Raw genomic sequence first — 17,280 nt, forward strand, 5'->3', positions numbered from 1 at the left:
TCGGGTGCTTGAGCCACCTACATAAATTCAGTTTGGGAAGCCAATAATGAGGCAACTTAAAAAACAACAAACCTGTACTGGAGAGAGTTAAGTGCTTGAGAGATTATCCTGGAAAAAGCTGGTACTGGGGTTATTTATTTTCTGTCTGCCCGCAGTGATTTTGTCTTTCTTTGTGGGCCAACTGGCTTGGTTGCTGGTTATTGCATTACTTCTGGCATTAGTATGGCACGGCTATAACTTACTGAAGTTATCTGACTGGCTCTGGCTTGATCGCAGTATGTTGCCCCCGGCAGGCAGGGGAGGATGGGAGCCGGTTTTCTATGGTATTTACCAGTTACAGCAACGTAATCGCAAGCGGCGCAGGGAACTGGCATTATTAATCAAACGGTTCCGCAGTGGTGCCGAATCATTGCCGGATGCCTTGGTAATGATGACAGTGGAAGGGAATATTTTTTGGTGTAACCGTCTGGCTCAACATTTATTAGGGTTTCGCTGGCCAGAAGATAATCGACAGTCTATTTTCAATCTTCTTCGCTACCCTGATTTCATCCGTTATATGATAGCGGGTGATTTTACTTCTCCTCTCTCTCTTGAATTAAATAATGGTCATATCGTGGAATTTCAGTTGATGCCTTACTCGGAAAGCCAATTACTGATGATTGCCCGTGACATCACGCAAAAAAGACGACTAGAAAACTCTCGCCGTGATTTTTTCGCAAATGCCAGCCATGAACTGAAGACACCGTTAACAGTGCTACAGGGTTATCTGGAAATGATGCAGGATCAGGAGCTCAGCGGGAAAGCAAATCAGAAAGTAGTGAGTACTATGCAGGAACAGGTGCGGAGAATGGATTGTCTGGTCAGTCAGTTACTACATCTTTCCAGAATTGAGAGCGGCTCAAAGGTTGATGTGCACAATATGGTCGATGTTCCGGCTATGCTGGTTTTATTAGAGCAGGAAGTACAGACATTGGCAGATAAACAGTACGATATTGTCTTTAATGTCGATAACACATTACATGTGCTCGGAAATGAAGAGCAGCTCAGAAGCGCAATGTCGAATCTTATTCATAACGCTATTAACCACACAGAAAAAGGAACCGGCATAGAGGTTAGTTGGTTGAGAACAGTTCATGGAGCGTTGTTTAAAGTTGAGGATAATGGCCCCGGGATCAGCCCTGAGCATTTACCGCGCCTGACAGAGCGTTTCTATCGCGTTGAACGTTCACGTTCAAGAAGTGCGGGTGGAAGCGGGTTGGGGCTGGCGATCGTGAAACATGCCTTACACTACTATAATACTCATCTTGATATTACAAGTACGGTAGGGAAAGGTTCTGTATTCAGCTTTTTATTACCTCAGCAGTTTATTGCTCCTGATACAGAAACTGATTAAAAAATCATAAGGTTAATAAAATTAAATGGTAATAATACAGGCAAAAAAATGATTTATTAGCCAATGTGGGCAAAAAAAGTGCAAATCATATAGGGTGTAATCAATGATAGATGATAATAATCACTAATTTTGAAATTAGTTTGAAATATTGCTCTGCTTTTCGGTTTGTTACTTGCCTTTTAACGCTATAAAAGTTTTACTTGTGGGCAGTTGTTGGCGATTCTACCTGTTATTACCACTATCATTTTGTATCTTACAAGTATCAGTAAATATGATACTTATCACTGACTGTTTCATCAGGATCCAGTTTCGCCAGTGAAAATTCAAGTGCTTGCAATATTTCCTATTGTATATGCAATTCTTTTAGCAACAATAATGTAACAATCATTATGACACATCGTTTATCATCTAAAGATATTTGGGCATTAGGCTTTATGACCTTTGCCCTGTTTGTTGGTGCGGGAAATATCATTTTCCCACCTATGGTTGGCTTACAGGCGGGTGAACATGTTTGGGTCGCTGCTGCTGGTTTTTTGCTTACGGCTGTAGGTTTGCCTGTTATTACTGTTATTGCCCTGGCGAAAGTCGGTGGCGGTATTGAAGCGCTGAGTTCACCTATTGGTAAAACAGCCGGTTTAATACTGGCAACGATCTGCTATTTGGCTGTTGGTCCGTTATTCGCAACGCCGAGGACAGCAACAGTTTCTTTTGAAGTGGGTATTGCTCCGTTAACAGGTTCAGGTGACCTTCCACTTTTTATTTATAGTGTCATTTATTTTTTGCTGGTGATTTTTGTTTCGCTATATCCGGGCAAATTACTGGATAGCGTCGGGCATGTGCTGGCACCAATCAAAATAGCGGCATTGGTGATTCTCGGAGGGGCTGCTGTATTATGGCCTGCAGGGCATCCTATTCCTGCCATTGAGACTTATCAGGAGATTCCGTTTTCAAATGGCTTTGTGAATGGCTATCTGACAATGGATACTCTGGCGGCGATGGTATTTGGTATTGTTATTGTCAATGCTGCACGCTCTAGAGGGGTAAAATCTTCTTCATTACTGACGCGTTATACGATGTGGGCAGGTTTGATTGCAGGATTTTGTCTGACTCTGGTTTACCTTTCTTTGTTCAAGCTGGGAGAGGGTAGTGGCGATTTAGTACCTACGGCTGATAATGGTGCGGCTATTTTGCATGCCTATGTTCAGAATGTTTTTGGTAACTATGGCAGTTTCTTCCTTGCGATACTGATCTTTATTGCTTGTATGGTAACTGCAATTGGCCTAACTTGTGCCTGTGCTGAATTTTTCAGCCGTTATCTGTCACTTTCTTATCGCACTCTGGTCTTACTTTTGGGGCTCTTTTCCATGTTGGTTTCTAATCTGGGGCTGAGTCATCTGATTACGTTTTCAATTCCGGTACTTACGGCAATTTATCCCCCTTGTATTGCGCTGATATTGCTGAGTTTTACTAACCGCTGGTGGCATAATTTTACCCGTATTCTGGCTCCTGCAATGCTGGTAAGCCTGATATTTGGGATTTTGGATGCCATTAAATCATCTCATTACCTGTCACATATGCTGCCAGAGTGGGCCGCTCATCTGCCTTTGGCAGATAAAGGTCTGGCATGGTTAATACCAACTCTGCTGTCAGTGGCTGTATTTGCTCTTTATGATCGCATTGCGGGAGGAGCCAAACTCCCAAAGCATGAAATCCAGCAGGGACAAAGCTGATTATTATATTTTGATGTTTTTGTAGTAATAAGAAAATGAAACACCACAGCATGGATTTATGCTGTGGTGTTTTTGTTGTTCATTTTTTCACTAAAATAATTGTGCCTATCAGTAAATATAAAACCGAATTTTATTCATAATGAAAAAAACTCTGATGAATTTAATCATTATTAGAAAGTGTTTTTTTAAATTCAGACTTATTAGTAAAAAATAATGGGAAAATGAAAATCATATATTAAGCATTCAATTATAGATAAGAGTAACCACCATGTTTGAAATTTAATTTGGAATATTATTCTGCTTTTTGGTTTGCTACTTGCCTTTTTGCGATATAAACGCTTTACTTATACTTGTTTGTTGGCGATTCTGGTTGTTACTCTGATTGGGTAGCATGTGCTTATCACTGAGCATAAGCTCTTTTCAGAATTAAAGTAAAAATTCAGTTTACCAATGAAAAATTCGGTGCTTACAGCGGTTGTTTTATTTACATTCCGTAACCGCGTTTATAGCACTTATCATTTCATATGTAATTTTAAACAATAATATATTATCAATCACTATGGCACATCGTTTATCATCTAAAGATATTTTGGCATTAGGTTTTATGACCTTTGCCTTATTCGTCGGGGCGGGGAATATTATCTTTCCGCCTATGGTTGGCTTACAGGCCGGAGAGAATGTTTGGATTGCAGCTGCTGGCTTTTTGCTGACCGCTGTTGGCCTGCCTGTTATCACTGTTATTGCTCTGGCTAAAGTCGGTGGCGGTATTGAAGCGCTGAGTTCTCCTATGGGGAAAACGGCGGGTTTGGTACTGGCTACTGTCTGTTATCTGGCGGTTGGCCCACTGTTTGCAACACCGAGAACGGCAACGGTTTCTTTTGAAGTCGGTATTGCGCCAATAACAGGAGGCGGAAAACTTCCCCTTTTCATTTACAGCGTCATCTATTTCCTGTTGATGATTCTGATATCACTTTATCCCGGTAAATTATTGGATAATGTTGGGCGTATACTAGCGCCTATTAAGATGTCTGCATTAGTTATTCTGGGAATTGCAGCTATATTGTGGCCGGCGGGTAATCCGATTCCGGCGACAGAAGCTTATCAGGAAATGCCATTCTCAAATGGTTTTGTGAACGGTTACCTGACTATGGATACTCTGGGGGCAATGGTTTTTGGTATTGTGATTGTTAATACTGTGCGTTCCAGAGGAGTAGAGTCTTCTGCATTACTGACTCGCTACACCGTATATGCAGGCTTAATCGCAGGGCTTTTTCTTACGCTGGCTTACCTCTCTTTTTTCAAATTGGGTGAAGGTAGCGGTGCATTAGTACCTAATGCTGAGAATGGTGCTGTGATCTTACACGCTTATGTCCAGAATACTTTTGGCAACTATGGCAGTTTTCTCCTTGCAGTACTGATCTTTATGGCCTGTATGACGACTGCAATTGGCTTAACTTGCTCCTGTGCCGAGTTCTTTAGCCGTTATCTGCCATTGTCGTATCGTACACTGGTTTTATTATTGGCTTTTTTCTCCATGCTGGTTTCCAATCTGGGGTTGAGTCATCTGATTACTTTTTCAATTCCGGTACTTACAGCAATTTATCCACCTTGTATTGTGTTGGTACTATTGAGCTTCACCCGTGGTTTGTGGAATAACTTCTCCTGGATACTGGCTCCGGCTATGCTGGTGAGTCTGATGTTTGGGGTACTGGATGCAGCTAAGGCTTCAAATTACCTTGTTCATTTTTTGCCAGAATGGGCGACACACCTCCCTCTGGCTGACCAAGGACTGGCTTGGCTAATTCCGACTTTGTCGTCGGTGGGTATATTTGCTATTTATGACCTTATTGTGGCTGAAAGAAAAATCCCAAAGCATGAGGTATAGCAGAAATAAAAGCGATTATTATTCGTTAATTTTATTTCTAGAAACGATAAGCGGCACAAATTAGTGCCGCTTTTTACCTTTATGGGTTATTGATTATATTTTTAAAAAGAATTGCATTATTGAATAGTAAATATAATTTTGATATCACTTGATAAGCGATATTATAAGTCCCCAATATCGCATTAATAGCGTGTTAGTTAAGGTGGTTTGAGTGGGTTTTATAGAGCGATTAGCTTGTTCAATCAGAGTAACTATACCGGTACATTTATACGTGTGCTCAGATTATATTTATTGAGTCAATATTCTTTAATATTAATGTGAGCATAAATATCATCTTTTGGGTATTAACGAAAAATTATATATATTTAGGTATTTAAGTAATATATAGGTAGTTATTTTACCAGATTGCGATGCTTTCTTCTGATGACTTCCGACATTAGGTATGCTGAACGTGGTGGAGTTTGCACTACTTTAATTGATGGCAATGAGCGTGAGGTTCATTAGATTGAGTGAAAACACTAAACGTAGCACCCAACAGTATATCGTGGCATTATCTACGATAATCCGCTGCTCCGTCATATCTATTCTGGGTCAAGATGATTCAGAGCATAAATGAGATACTAACAGGCTCATTACACAATAATATCGACGAGATAATGGAGACACTTAAACGTTGCTTGGATAAGTGGCACCTTATCGATAGGTAGTTATTGGCGATTGTGGCTGTTTTTATCATTATCATTTTGTAGCTTGCGGGGATTAGTGAATATGATGCTACCACTGATTGTTGGGTCAGGATCCAGTTTCGCGAGTGGAACTCAATTAACTGCATTGGTTACTATCTTATCTGTAATTGTATTTAAAACAATAAGTTAACAATTATTATGACATACTGTTTATCATCTAAAGATATTTGGGCATTCGGTTTTATGACCTTTGCCCCATCTCACGGGGCAGAATATACGATTTCCCCGTCTATGGTTAACCTGCAGGCAGGTGAGCATGTTTGGAACGCTGATGCGGCTCTTTTGCTGACTGCTGTGGAACTGGATACATGTGCTGGCACCGTATCTGTTCGGGGGTTAGCATGAGTCAACAATGGACTTCCCGTTTGGGACATATATTAGCAGCAACAGGATCTGCCGTTGGCATTGGTGCCATTTGGAAATTCTCTTATGTTTCAGCCACAAATGGTGGTGGTGCATTTCTGATTGTATTTTTATTGTTTAGTTTTGTGATTGGATTAGCTGTCCTGTTAGCTGAAAACATACTGGGCAGTAGTACAAGTGAAGTGGCTGTTAATGCGTTTAAAAAATTACTCGGTAAACACTGGGGATGGGTTGGCTTTATAGGTGTACTGAGTTCATGGTGTATCTATAGTTTCTACAGTGTAGTTGGTGGCTGGACCATCGGTTATACAGTGATGGCGGGCACAGGCCAGTTAAATATTACAGATACCTCTCAGCTATCATCTATTTTCACCAATTTCATTAGTGATCCTTGGTGGCCGATAGTTGCACATCTGGCATTTTCAGGGCTAACTTGTTACGTCGTGCTATCTGGTGTGCAAAAAGGTTTGGAAAAAGCAGTTAAGGTCATGATGCCAATGTTATTCCTGATCATGATAATGCTGATTATTGTCGGTATCCGCTTACCCGGATCATCAGAAGGTCTAAAATTATTTTTATACCCAGACTTCAATAATTTGACCGGAAAAGGTGTTTTAGATGCATTAGGGTTGGCATTCTTTTCACTTTCTATCGGTTTGGGTATTCACATTACTTATAGTTCCTACTTACCGAGTAATAAAGGTATTTGTAGGTCGAGTATCTGGGTTGTAATCCTCTCCTGTTTGGTTTGTGTATTGGCTGGTCTGATGATTTTTCCTGCTTTGGCTGCGGCGGGTTTACAACCCAATGCAGGTCCCGGGTTAACGTTCATGACAATGCCAATTTATTTTGCGAGTCTGCCCGGTGGTTCAATATTAGCAGTCACGTTCTTTTTGTTATTACTGATGGCTGCACTGACCTCAGCAATTTCATTACTTGAGCACATTGTTGCTTATGTTCAGAGTCGTTTTAAATGGCAGCGCCGTAAAGCAAGCTTAGTCGTCACGGCATCGATTATGTTAATGGGGATCCCTGTTTCCTTATCTTTTGGCCCGCTAAGTCACGTTACATTAGGTGGAAAAACCATCTTTGACATGCTGGATTTCATTACTTCCAATGTTTTGATGCCATTGTTCGGGATTATCATTTGCCTTGTATTTGGCTGGTCACATAAGGCTAATGCTTTAATACCTGAGAATATGCCATCGCGGAGCCGCCAGTGTTTACTGTTTATATGGAGATATGTCGGGCCATTATGCATTGGGGTGATTTTAGTACACGGCCTTATGCCTAGCTAACACACTATCTGAGTGGCTTTGAAAAATAGCTAAAATAAATAAGGGTGGGCATTTGAATGCCTACCCTTATTTTTTAACTGTGTTTTTAGCTGAAGGTATTGTTCTTAATAACCGATGGCTGCACCGGCTGGTCGCCGTACATCATTAGCGCCATAGATATATCCTTCGCGAACCTTGCCTGAAACAGCAGAGTCATTGCCTGATGAGTTGATCGGAGAAACTCCGGCTGCACCCGGTAAACCTATCATGATTAATTCAGTTGCACCCCATGGAGTCTGCTCCACCATTTTATAACCCATTTTTTCCAGCAGATTTAAGGTATCTTTCGAAAGACCACGCTGCTCATAATAGACTTCATCTGGCAGCCATTGGTGATGAATCCGCGGGCTGTTCACAGCTTCTTGTGGCGGCATATCAAAGTCAATGATGTTCAGCGCGGCCTGTAAAGTAATGGAGATAATTCTTGAACCACCCGGAGAACCTAAAACCAGAAAGATTTTATTATCTTTGGTCACTAATGTCGGGCTCATTGATGATAGTGGGCGCTTACCGGGGGCAATGGAATTGGTTGCTCCCTGAACTAGACCATACATGTTCTTCGCGCCAATTTTCGTGGTGAAATCATCCATTTCATCATTGAGGAAAAAGCCGGTTCCCGGTGCAATAACGACAGCGCCAAAGCGTCCATTAATGGTATAAGTTGTTGATACCGCGTTACCATCTTTATCTACCACAGAATAATGCGTTGTTTCCGGTTTTTCATGCGGACCAATACCCGGTTGCACCAATTTGGATGGTGTCGCTTTGTTTGGCTGGATCTCTTTACGGATAGATTCTGCATAACTTTTGCTTAACAAGCGTTCAAGCGGGTTTTTAATAAATGCAGGATCACCGAGGTAAGTGTTTCTATCTATGTAAGCATGGCGCATGGCTTCAGTCAGGGTGTGAATATAGGCGGCTGAGTTGAACCCCATCGATTTCAGATCATAGCCTTCAACAATGTTCAGTATTTCACACAGTGTGACCCCGCCGGAACTGGGTGGAGGCGCAGAGATAAATTTATATCCGCGATAGCTACAGGTAACTGGCGTTGTTTCGGTAATAGTATAATTGGCAAAATCAGCTGCTGTGATAATCCCGCCTGATTTCTTTGAGGTTTCTTCAATGATTTGAGGAATTTTGCCATGATAGAAAACATCTGGCCCTTGTTTGGCAATCATTTCCAGTGTGTTGGCTAAATCAGTCTGAATTAATTTGTCTCCGGGCTGGAATGGAGTACCATCTTTACGCAGAAAAATTCGGGCAGCTTCCGGATCCTGAGCAAAACGTTTGACTGTGGTATCCATAATATCGGTATCACCACGGGTCAGGGTATAACCTTCACGCGCCAGCTTAATGGCCGGAGCCATTACTTGCTCGCGGGTTAATGTACCGTATTTTTGCAGCGCAGTATCCAGCCCCATAACTGTTCCCGGCACACCAGCAGCGTAGTATCCATACAGGCTGGCCCCTTTGATAACATTGCCGTCTTTGTCCAGATACATATCGGCACTGGCTGCTGCAGGTGCTGTTTCACGGAAATTAATAAATTTATCTGTACCATCTGCCAGATGAATGGTCATGAAACCACCACCACCAATATTACCGCAGCAGGGGTTGACGACTGCTTCTGCATAGCCTACAGCAACAGCGGCATCAATAGCGTTACCGCCCATTTTGAGAATATCAACCCCCACCTGTGATGCCAGATGTTGCGCACTGACAACCATGCCCTGCTTGGCTTCAACTGCAAGTCCAGTGGCTGCGTAAAGAGAGGATGAGACGAATAGTGAGGCGACGATGAACGGAATTTTCCATGTTTTGGACATATTTTCCTCCTGATTTTTGGGCTGTAGGGGAAAACCCAAAAGGTTATAAGGTTATGTTAATTATTTGTAATGTAACATTATCGGAAGCTCAGGATTTTTGAAAGATGATTTTCTATGTGTTAGTCAATAATTCGGAATATTTCAGAATGAATCTTCATTTGCATACTTCAAATCTGAAGTTATTTCGCGGCGGTAAGTAAACAAACTGTGTGATTGCAACTAATAAAGAGGTAGCCTGAAAGATAATGGATAAGAAAAAACCAGCCGACAATGCGGCTGGTTTATAAAATCCATTAACAATGTGATGCTATTAAAGGATTGAATACTGACGAAGATTACAGTTTATCAGCATTTTTAGTCAGGTATTTTGCTACGCCTTCAGGAGAAGCGCCCATACCTTCCTGACCTTTTGCCCACTGTGCAGGGCAAACTTCGCCGTGTTCTTCGTGGAATTGCAGCGCGTCAACCATACGCAGCATTTCGTCAATGTTACGGCCCAGTGGCAGATCGTTAACAACCTGATGACGAACAACGCCGTTTTTATCGATCAGGAAAGAACCACGCAGAGCAACACCCGCTTCTGGATGCTCAATGCCGTATGCTTTCATGATGTCACGTTTGATGTCAGCAACCATTGGGTATTTAACTTCGCCAATGCCGCCTTCGCTGATTGGAGTTTTACGCCATGCGTTGTGAACGAACTCAGAGTCGAAAGAAACGCCAATAACTTCAAAACCACGTTTTTGGAATTCTTCATAACGATGGTCGAAAGCAATCAGCTCAGAAGGACAAACGAAAGTGAAATCCATTGGCCAGAAGAAGATAACAGCTGGACGACCATTCAGGTGATTTTTCAGGTTGAAGTTATTAACGATTTCGCCGTTACCGAGAACTGCAGAAGCTGTAAAATCAGGGGCTTGGCGGGTTACTAAAACCATAATTGACTCCTAAAAATTCTGTAGGTGTTTGTGGAAACGGGTTACAGCATAAGGAATTAAGTGATAGCAATAAAGGATAAATTACCAATTGATATAATAGTTTTTACCTATCAATAACCTATTTTTAATTCCTTTTAGCCTACCATAAGATAAAGCTATTTGGAAAAAGTGCAAGGTTCTGGCGAAATTTCCTGTCCGGGCTGGCTGTGGTTCATCACAAGATCCATCATTTGCGGGTAAAATTGCCAGAATAGTGTTTCAAAATCAGAGTAATGCTCTTCTATATCCTGATAAGAACCTGCCAGAGCGGATAATTTAGGGCGTCTCCGTGCCATACCCTGTAGCACATTGGCAATACATGTCAGGTCAGCGTAACGAATAAGCAGATTTTGTGACCAGAGATATTGATTCAGTTCCTGAAATTTTTCAGGGGTAACACTGAGGTGAGGCTCTATTTGATTGCGCGCTAGCTGCACAAACTCAGGCAAGGAGTAATTTTTTTCGAGTTTGTTCCAGTGCTTGGACAGGAAATGATCCCAGATAATATCAAGGGTTATAGGGGCTACGCGCCGATATTCGCTACGAAATAGAGTCCGGGCTTCGATGACCAGCGGATGGCTGTCTGTCAGGCTGTCTATCCTGCGATGAAGACGAATGCCTGAGACAACATCAGGGGCGAACCGGCCTTCCGGGGCTCCACGGACAAAATCCGCCATTAAATTACCCAGCAGAGAGCTTTCAGATAATGTAGCTAAATGGAGGTGTGCGAGAAAATTCATGGTGAGAGTATAACGCAAATAGTTAAACTAATATGCTTCTTTCTTGCACCATTGCCCGTGCAGCACTAGACTAGTCCGCCTGTTTTTTTGAATGATACAGATAAAATGCGTGTCGCTGATTTTACATTTGAACTGCCAGAAGAGTTAATTGCTCATTATCCCCAACCACAGCGCAGTGGCTGCCGCTTGCTTTCCCTTGATGGGGAAACGGGGGAGCTGACTCACGGTATTTTTACTGATGTGCTGAATAAACTGGAAGCAGGTGATCTGCTGGTTTTCAATAACACCCGGGTTATTCCTGCCCGCCTGTTTGGCCGTAAGGCAACAGGTGGCAAATTAGAAGTTTTGGTCGAAAGGATGTTGGATGGTAAGCGAGTACTCGCTCATGTTCGTGCATCCAAGGCTCCAAAAGAGGGCGCTGAACTGATCCTCGGCGAAGATAAAGCGCCTGATGACAATCAGATCGTTAAGGCTACCATGCTGGCCCGCCACGATGCTTTATTTGAGATTCGTTTCGATGATGAGCGTGATGTATTGACCATTCTGGATGAAATCGGTCATATGCCATTGCCGCCTTATATTGCCCGTCCTGATGAAGAATCAGATAAGGAATTATACCAGACGGTATACAATGAGCGTCCGGGCGCCGTTGCTGCACCGACTGCCGGATTGCACTTTGATGAGCCGCTTTTGGTTGCCTTACGTGAAAAAGGTGTCGAAATGGCGTTTGTTACTCTGCATGTCGGGGCGGGAACTTTTCAGCCAGTACGTGTAGATACCATCGAAGACCATATAATGCATGCTGAATATGCAGAAGTACCGCAGAATGTTGTTGATGCAGTTCTGGCATGTAAGGCCCGTGGCAATAAAGTTGTGGCAGTGGGGACAACCTCCGTCCGCTCGCTGGAGAGTGCGGCCCGAGCCTGTCAGGATGGGCTGATTGCGCCATTTTTTGATGATACCCAAATTTTTATCTATCCGGGCTTTGAATATCAGGTTGTTGACACTCTGATTACCAATTTCCATTTGCCGGAATCCACTCTGATCATGCTGGTTTCTGCATTTGCGGGTTATAAAAATACCATGAGCGCTTATAAGGAAGCAGTGACTGAAAAGTATCGCTTCTTTAGTTATGGTGATGCGATGTTTATTAATCGCAACTCAATAGCTGCAAAAGAGATGGTAGAGGTTGCCACTGATATTGATCAAGCTGAATAGATGGATTGAGGGAATGATTAACCCGCAGAAAATTGCGGGTTAAATGGTTACTCATAATTAAGCAGCTCTGACTATATAATTGAAGGCTATGTTGCGGGGGCGAGTTTCTTTTCCTGTTGAGTTAGCAACCGCATTATCCATATAACCATAACCACCAGATCCCATTCCAATGGCAATGCCTAATCCTCTGGGATCAGCACCATAGTTAATGTTTTTTTGGACGCTATTAAAAATGGCGCTCCCTGTACCTAAATTCTCAGCACCCGCCGTGGATCTAGACCACATGCGGTGAATTCTGTGGTTATGTGGTGCAATATCTGCTGCTTGATGAGAAAGCAGATGTCGGCCAGCATCCACTCCTCGGCTATTATCCCAACCGCGAATAAACTCTCCTCGCAAATCGGGTAGCACACCAGATGGATAAGCAAGAGCAAGTTTCGGGTATCTTACAGGATCAAATGAGTCACCGTTACATATCAGCCAACCCTCTGGTGGTGTTGCTGTTGGCCAAGGTACGGGAACACCAGCAGGTAAGGATAATTCTTCCATTAATGTTTCTATTCCAAGGTTTTTCACAAACTCTTTCTTATCCGGTATGTCAGCCCCGTTCTGGTTCTTTGCTAAGCGAGTGTTAGCATTGTCATTTGCACTATTAGCGACATTGTTCGCATTATCAGCGTTATTATTTGCCGCATTCGCCAAATCATAGGCAGTTTTAACCGCTTTTGGTGTTGCAGCCATAGTCTCGCTATCACTGCCAGTATCATTACTCAGAATAGTAAAACCTTTATCTTGCAGCGTGGCATCTGGGTGGTTGCGGCTTTGAGCGTGTTCTGCAATCGCTTTTTTGACATATTCCGGTGTTGTAACGACAGCAAGGTTACTATCTTCTGAAACAAGGACGTCAGGTTTTTGATTTTGCATAATCATTCCCTCATTTAATCAACAATACACATTGCCAAGTAACATAAAGGCGTTGGAAGACTTCTCCGCCAGTGAATATCAATAACGTGGTTTATCGATACTGAAATAACGGCCTTAAACGATATTTGATAGGTTGCATGTTTTGTTGCAGGATGACATACAATGACAGGCGAGTAATTAATCAAATTTATCAAATAACTGATGGGGTTGGTGGAAGTTTCATCGCTGGTTTATTGGCGTTTTTTATTTTTATCAGAAACATTGGTGGCACTTTATTAATGCAGGCTGACACCATTGATATTGGATTAAAATCCTTCAATTCAGATAAGCCGCTTCATGCAGTTTTTTTGAACCTTCAGGACTGAAGCTATATCAGAAGGTTAGCAAAAAGGTGGGGCGCATTTGGCACACAAAAATTTCCTAATATCCTTCAAACTTTTTTAATGATGTGTCAACTTTGACAAAATTGTGTCACAAGGAAGTAGGAATGACACAAAAATTCGCAAATATTGACATACCGTATATCACAAGGCTGGCGTGTACAGTGGCGTCATTAGTGTTTAGAATGCATCATTTTATGTCAAACATCAGACTGTTTTTCTGATGTCTGGAGGTTAAGTGAAATTTGAGTTACAAAAAACGGATGGGCATGCCCGCCGTGGCCGTCTGATTTTTGATCGTGGTGTAGTGGAAACACCTGCCTTTATGCCAGTGGGAACTTACGGCACAGTTAAAGGTATGACACCGGAAGAGGTTAAAGATACAGGAGCACAAATCCTGCTGGGCAATACTTTCCATCTTTGGTTGCGTCCGGGTCAGGAAATTATGAAACTGCATGGAGATTTGCATGATTTTATGCAGTGGCACGGCCCAATTCTGACTGACTCCGGCGGTTTTCAGGTCTTCAGCCTCGGTGCTATGCGTAAGATTAAGGAAGAGGGGGTTCATTTCCGCAATCCTATCAACGGAACGCCTGTTTTCCTCAGCCCGGAAAAATCAATGGAAATCCAGCATGATCTGGGTTCCGATATCGTTATGATTTTTGATGAATGTACGCCATACCCAGCGGACTGGGATTATGCCAAACGTTCTATGGAAATGTCATTGCGTTGGGCTGCGCGCAGCCGCCAGCGTTTTGATGAGCTGGGCAATAAAAATGCGCTGTTTGGTATTATTCAGGGCAGTGTCTACGAAGATTTGCGTGATGTATCTGTCAAAGGGCTGGTGGAAATCGGTTTTGACGGTTATGCAGTGGGTGGTCTGGCTGTGGGCGAACCAAAAGAAGACATGCATCGCATTTTAGAACATGTCTGCCCACAAATTCCGCAGGATAAGCCACGCTATCTAATGGGCGTTGGTAAGCCGGAAGATTTGGTTGAAGGTGTTCGTCGCGGTATTGATATGTTTGATTGTGTTATGCCGACCCGTAATGCCCGAAATGGTCATCTTTTTGTAACGGAAGGTGTGATCAAGATCCGCAATGCGAAGCATAAAGAAGATACATCGCCATTAGATGAGCATTGTGACTGCTATACTTGCCGGAATTATAGCCGTGCGTATCTGCATCACCTTGATCGCTGTAACGAAATTCTTGGTGCAAGGCTGAATACGATACATAATTTAAGGTATTATCAGCGTCTGATGGCCGGAATTCGTCAAGCCATTGAAGAAGACAGACTGGAACAGTTTGTTGAAGAGTTTTATCAGCGGATCGGTAAACCCGTTCCACCGTTAAATGTATAATTTGGCGTGACTAACCAGCCTCAATGTGTGTAGCATATTGGGCTGGTTTTTGATCGAGCCACTGTCGATTTTCGATAGCAATTTTTTCGATAACCAATTTTCGTAATCTGTTTGTTTGTAAACTGTTTTTTCGCAAAATAAGTGTTTTCGATAACAATGAGGGATATTTGATGAGTTTTTTTATTTCTGAAGCTGCGGCAGCTGCTGGCGCACCAGCACAAGCTCAGGGAAACCCATATTCTCTGATTATCATGCTGGTTGTTTTCGGCCTGATTTTCTATTTCATGATCCTGCGTCCACAACAAAAACGCACCAAAGAACATAAAAAACTGATGGAGTCCATCTCCAAGGGAGATGAAGTGCTGACTTCTGGTGGTTTGGTTGGTCGTGTCTCTAAAGTGTCTGAAACGGGTTACGTTGTTATTGCCCTGAATGACACCACAGAAATAACTGTCAAGCGTGATTTCGTTGCTGCCATTCTGCCGAAAGGTACGATGAAAGCTATTTAATTTTCCGATTTTCCCGAAGGGAACTGCCGTGTTGAACCGTTATCCTTTGTGGAAGTATCTGATGCTGATCGCTGCGATCCTCATCGGTCTGCTTTATGCACTTCCCAACCTTTATGGTGAGGATCCGGCTGTACAAATCACTGGCGCGCGAGGTATCGCCGCCAGTGAAAAAACGCTGGACCAAGTCCGTAATGTTTTAGATAAAGATCATATTCAGAGTAAGTCCATTGCGCTGGAAAATGGGGCAATCCTTGCTCGTTTCAATAGTACTGATGTTCAGCTCCGCGCCCGTGAAGCACTGGTTTCGGCTTTGGGCGAACAATATGTCGTGGCATTAAACCTTGCGCCTGCGACACCCGTCTGGTTAAGTAAAATCGGTGCAGAGCCGATGAAACTGGGGCTGGATTTGCGTGGTGGGGTTCACTTCCTGATGGAAGTCGATATGGACACCGCCCTGAGCAAGCTTCAGGAACAGAATATTGATAGCCTGCGTTCCGAACTGCGTGAACAGGGCATTGCTTATTCCACTATCCGCAAGGCAGAAAATTACGGTGTAGAAATCCGTTTCCGTGATAATGATGCCCGCTCTAAAGCAGAAGACTACCTCGAACCTCGTCACCGTGACCTTGTATTCTCTACTGGTAATAACAGTACGCTGAAAGCGGTTATGACGGATGAGCGTCTGCGCGAAGCCCGCTCTTATGCTGTTCAGCAGAACATCACCATCCTGCGTAATCGTGTTAACCAGTTGGGTGTTGCTGAGCCTCTGGTACAGCGTCAGGGTGCGGATCGTATTGTTGTTGAGTTACCGGGTATTCAGGATACCGCCCGCGCGAAAGAAATCCTTGGTGCAACGGCAACACTGGAATTCCGTCTGGTAAACACCAATGTTGATCAGAGTGCCATTGTATCGGGGCGTATTCCGGGCGATTCAGAGCTGAAATATACTCGCGATGGCAATCCTGTTGTGCTGTATAAGCGTGTGATCCTGACAGGTGACCATATCACCGATTCAACCTCGAGCACTGATGAGAACGGTTATCCGCAGGTCAATATCTCACTGGATAGTGCCGGTGGTACTGCGATGTCTAACTTCACTAAAGATAACTTGCAGAAGCCGATGGCTACACTGTTTGTGGAGTATAAAGACAGCGGTAAGAAAGATGCTAACGGTCGTGCGATTCTGGCTAAACATGAAGAAGTCATCAACGTTGCGACTATTCAGTCTCGTCTGGGTAATAGTTTCCGTATTACAGGGATTAGTAACCCGAACGAAGCCCGTCAGTTATCGTTATTGTTGCGCGCAGGTGCCCTGATTGCACCTATTCAGATTGTTGAAGAGCGTACAATCGGTCCAACTCTTGGTTTGCAGAACATCGAACAGGGGCTTGAAGCCTGTCTGTGGGGGCTGATTTCCTCCGTACTGTTCATGGTGGTTTACTACCGTAAATTCGGTCTGATCGCCAGTAGCGCACTGTTGGCGAACCTGATACTGGTTGTTGGCGTTATGTCTCTGTTGCCGGGGGCGACATTAACGATGCCGGGTATTGCCGGGATCGTACTGACTCTGGCCGTTGCCGTCGATGCGAACGTTTTGATAAACGAGCGTATTAAAGAAGAGCTGCGCAACGGGCGTTCTGTACAGCAGGCGATACATGAAGGTTATAAAGGTGCGTTTTCCAGTATTATTGACGCCAACCTGACGACGCTGATTACCGCTGTGATCTTGTATGCTGTAGGGACGGGTTCCATCAAAGGCTTTGCAATCACAACCAGTATCGGTGTCGCGACGTCAATGTTCACTGCCATTGTAGGAACACGTGCAATCGTGAATCTGCTGTATGGTGGTAAGCGCATCAATAAGCTGTCAATTTAAGGAGCACGTT

At 43.3% G+C, this 17,280-nt stretch carries 14 protein-coding genes; 10 read left to right on the forward strand and 4 right to left on the reverse strand.

The genetic code is table 11. From position 1 onward, the window contains the following. The first annotated feature begins 91 nt into the window (after positions 1-91). From phoR to AACS90_RS16215, 5 genes are all read left to right on the forward strand, one after another. A complete protein-coding gene (gene phoR, locus AACS90_RS16195) occupies positions 92-1,393 on the forward strand; it encodes a phosphate regulon sensor histidine kinase PhoR (protein ID WP_099120752.1) in 1,302 nt (433 codons plus the stop codon). A 389-nt stretch (positions 1,394-1,782) separates the two neighbouring features. Beyond that, positions 1,783-3,123, forward strand: coding sequence for a branched-chain amino acid transport system II carrier protein (gene brnQ, locus AACS90_RS16200; protein WP_099120753.1), 1,341 nt, complete (start codon positions 1,783-1,785; stop codon positions 3,121-3,123). Positions 3,124-3,682: 559 nt separating this feature from the next. After that, positions 3,683-5,008 (forward strand): branched-chain amino acid transport system II carrier protein, encoded by a 1,326-nt coding sequence (brnQ, locus tag AACS90_RS16205; RefSeq protein WP_099120826.1) that lies wholly within the window; start codon positions 3,683-3,685, stop codon positions 5,006-5,008. 884 nt (positions 5,009-5,892) lie between these two features. Then, positions 5,893-6,099: a branched-chain amino acid transport system II carrier protein gene (locus AACS90_RS16210; protein WP_099120755.1), complete on the forward strand. Its 207-nt coding sequence runs from the start codon at positions 5,893-5,895 to the stop codon at positions 6,097-6,099. Continuing rightward, positions 6,096-7,415: a sodium-dependent transporter gene (locus AACS90_RS16215; protein WP_099120757.1), complete on the forward strand. Its 1,320-nt coding sequence runs from the start codon at positions 6,096-6,098 to the stop codon at positions 7,413-7,415. Before AACS90_RS16210 ends, AACS90_RS16215 begins: the two co-directional genes overlap by 4 nt. Before the next feature lie 104 nt (positions 7,416-7,519). Here the strand turns inward: AACS90_RS16215 and ggt are convergent, their stop codons facing one another. The 3 genes from ggt to AACS90_RS16230 all read right to left on the reverse strand — a co-directional run bounded on the left by ggt (position 7,520) and on the right by AACS90_RS16230 (position 11,000). Next, a complete protein-coding gene (ggt, locus tag AACS90_RS16220) occupies positions 7,520-9,283 on the reverse strand; it encodes a gamma-glutamyltransferase (protein WP_099120759.1) in 1,764 nt (587 codons plus the stop codon). Between the two features lie 335 nt (positions 9,284-9,618). After that, a complete protein-coding gene (locus AACS90_RS16225) occupies positions 9,619-10,221 on the reverse strand; it encodes a peroxiredoxin C (protein ID WP_099108735.1) in 603 nt (200 codons plus the stop codon). A gap of 155 nt (positions 10,222-10,376) precedes the next feature. Next, positions 10,377-11,000, reverse strand: a complete 624-nt coding sequence (locus tag AACS90_RS16230) for an acyl carrier protein phosphodiesterase (protein WP_099120827.1) — start codon at positions 10,998-11,000, stop codon at positions 10,377-10,379. A gap of 105 nt (positions 11,001-11,105) precedes the next feature. Here AACS90_RS16230 and queA point away from each other — a divergent pair, with 105 nt between their 5' ends. Continuing rightward, positions 11,106-12,218, forward strand: coding sequence for a tRNA preQ1(34) S-adenosylmethionine ribosyltransferase-isomerase QueA (gene queA / locus AACS90_RS16235; protein WP_099120761.1), 1,113 nt, complete (start codon positions 11,106-11,108; stop codon positions 12,216-12,218). A 57-nt stretch (positions 12,219-12,275) separates the two neighbouring features. On the opposite strand, the gene AACS90_RS16240 is transcribed toward queA, so the two are convergent. Continuing rightward, on the reverse strand, positions 12,276-13,142 hold the full coding sequence (locus AACS90_RS16240; protein WP_241538187.1) for a phage tail protein: 867 nt from the start codon (positions 13,140-13,142) through the stop codon (positions 12,276-12,278). 152 nt (positions 13,143-13,294) lie between these two features. Here AACS90_RS16240 and AACS90_RS16245 point away from each other — a divergent pair, with 152 nt between their 5' ends. The 4 genes from AACS90_RS16245 (at position 13,295) to secD (ending at position 17,270) form a co-directional block, all read left to right on the forward strand. After that, positions 13,295-13,507, forward strand: coding sequence for a hypothetical protein (locus AACS90_RS16245; RefSeq protein ID WP_099120765.1), 213 nt, complete (start codon positions 13,295-13,297; stop codon positions 13,505-13,507). Between the two features lie 253 nt (positions 13,508-13,760). Then, positions 13,761-14,885, forward strand: a complete 1,125-nt coding sequence (tgt, locus tag AACS90_RS16250; protein WP_099108731.1) for a tRNA guanosine(34) transglycosylase Tgt — start codon at positions 13,761-13,763, stop codon at positions 14,883-14,885. A 170-nt stretch (positions 14,886-15,055) separates the two neighbouring features. Next, a complete protein-coding gene (yajC, locus tag AACS90_RS16255) occupies positions 15,056-15,394 on the forward strand; it encodes a preprotein translocase subunit YajC (protein ID WP_099120767.1) in 339 nt (112 codons plus the stop codon). Positions 15,395-15,422: 28 nt separating this feature from the next. Further along, on the forward strand, positions 15,423-17,270 hold the full coding sequence (gene secD, locus AACS90_RS16260; protein WP_099120769.1) for a protein translocase subunit SecD: 1,848 nt from the start codon (positions 15,423-15,425) through the stop codon (positions 17,268-17,270). Positions 17,271-17,280 lie beyond the last annotated feature (10 nt).

This window comes from Xenorhabdus sp. KK7.4 (assembly GCF_963876465.1).
GTDB lineage: Bacteria > Pseudomonadota > Gammaproteobacteria > Enterobacterales > Enterobacteriaceae > Xenorhabdus > Xenorhabdus stockiae.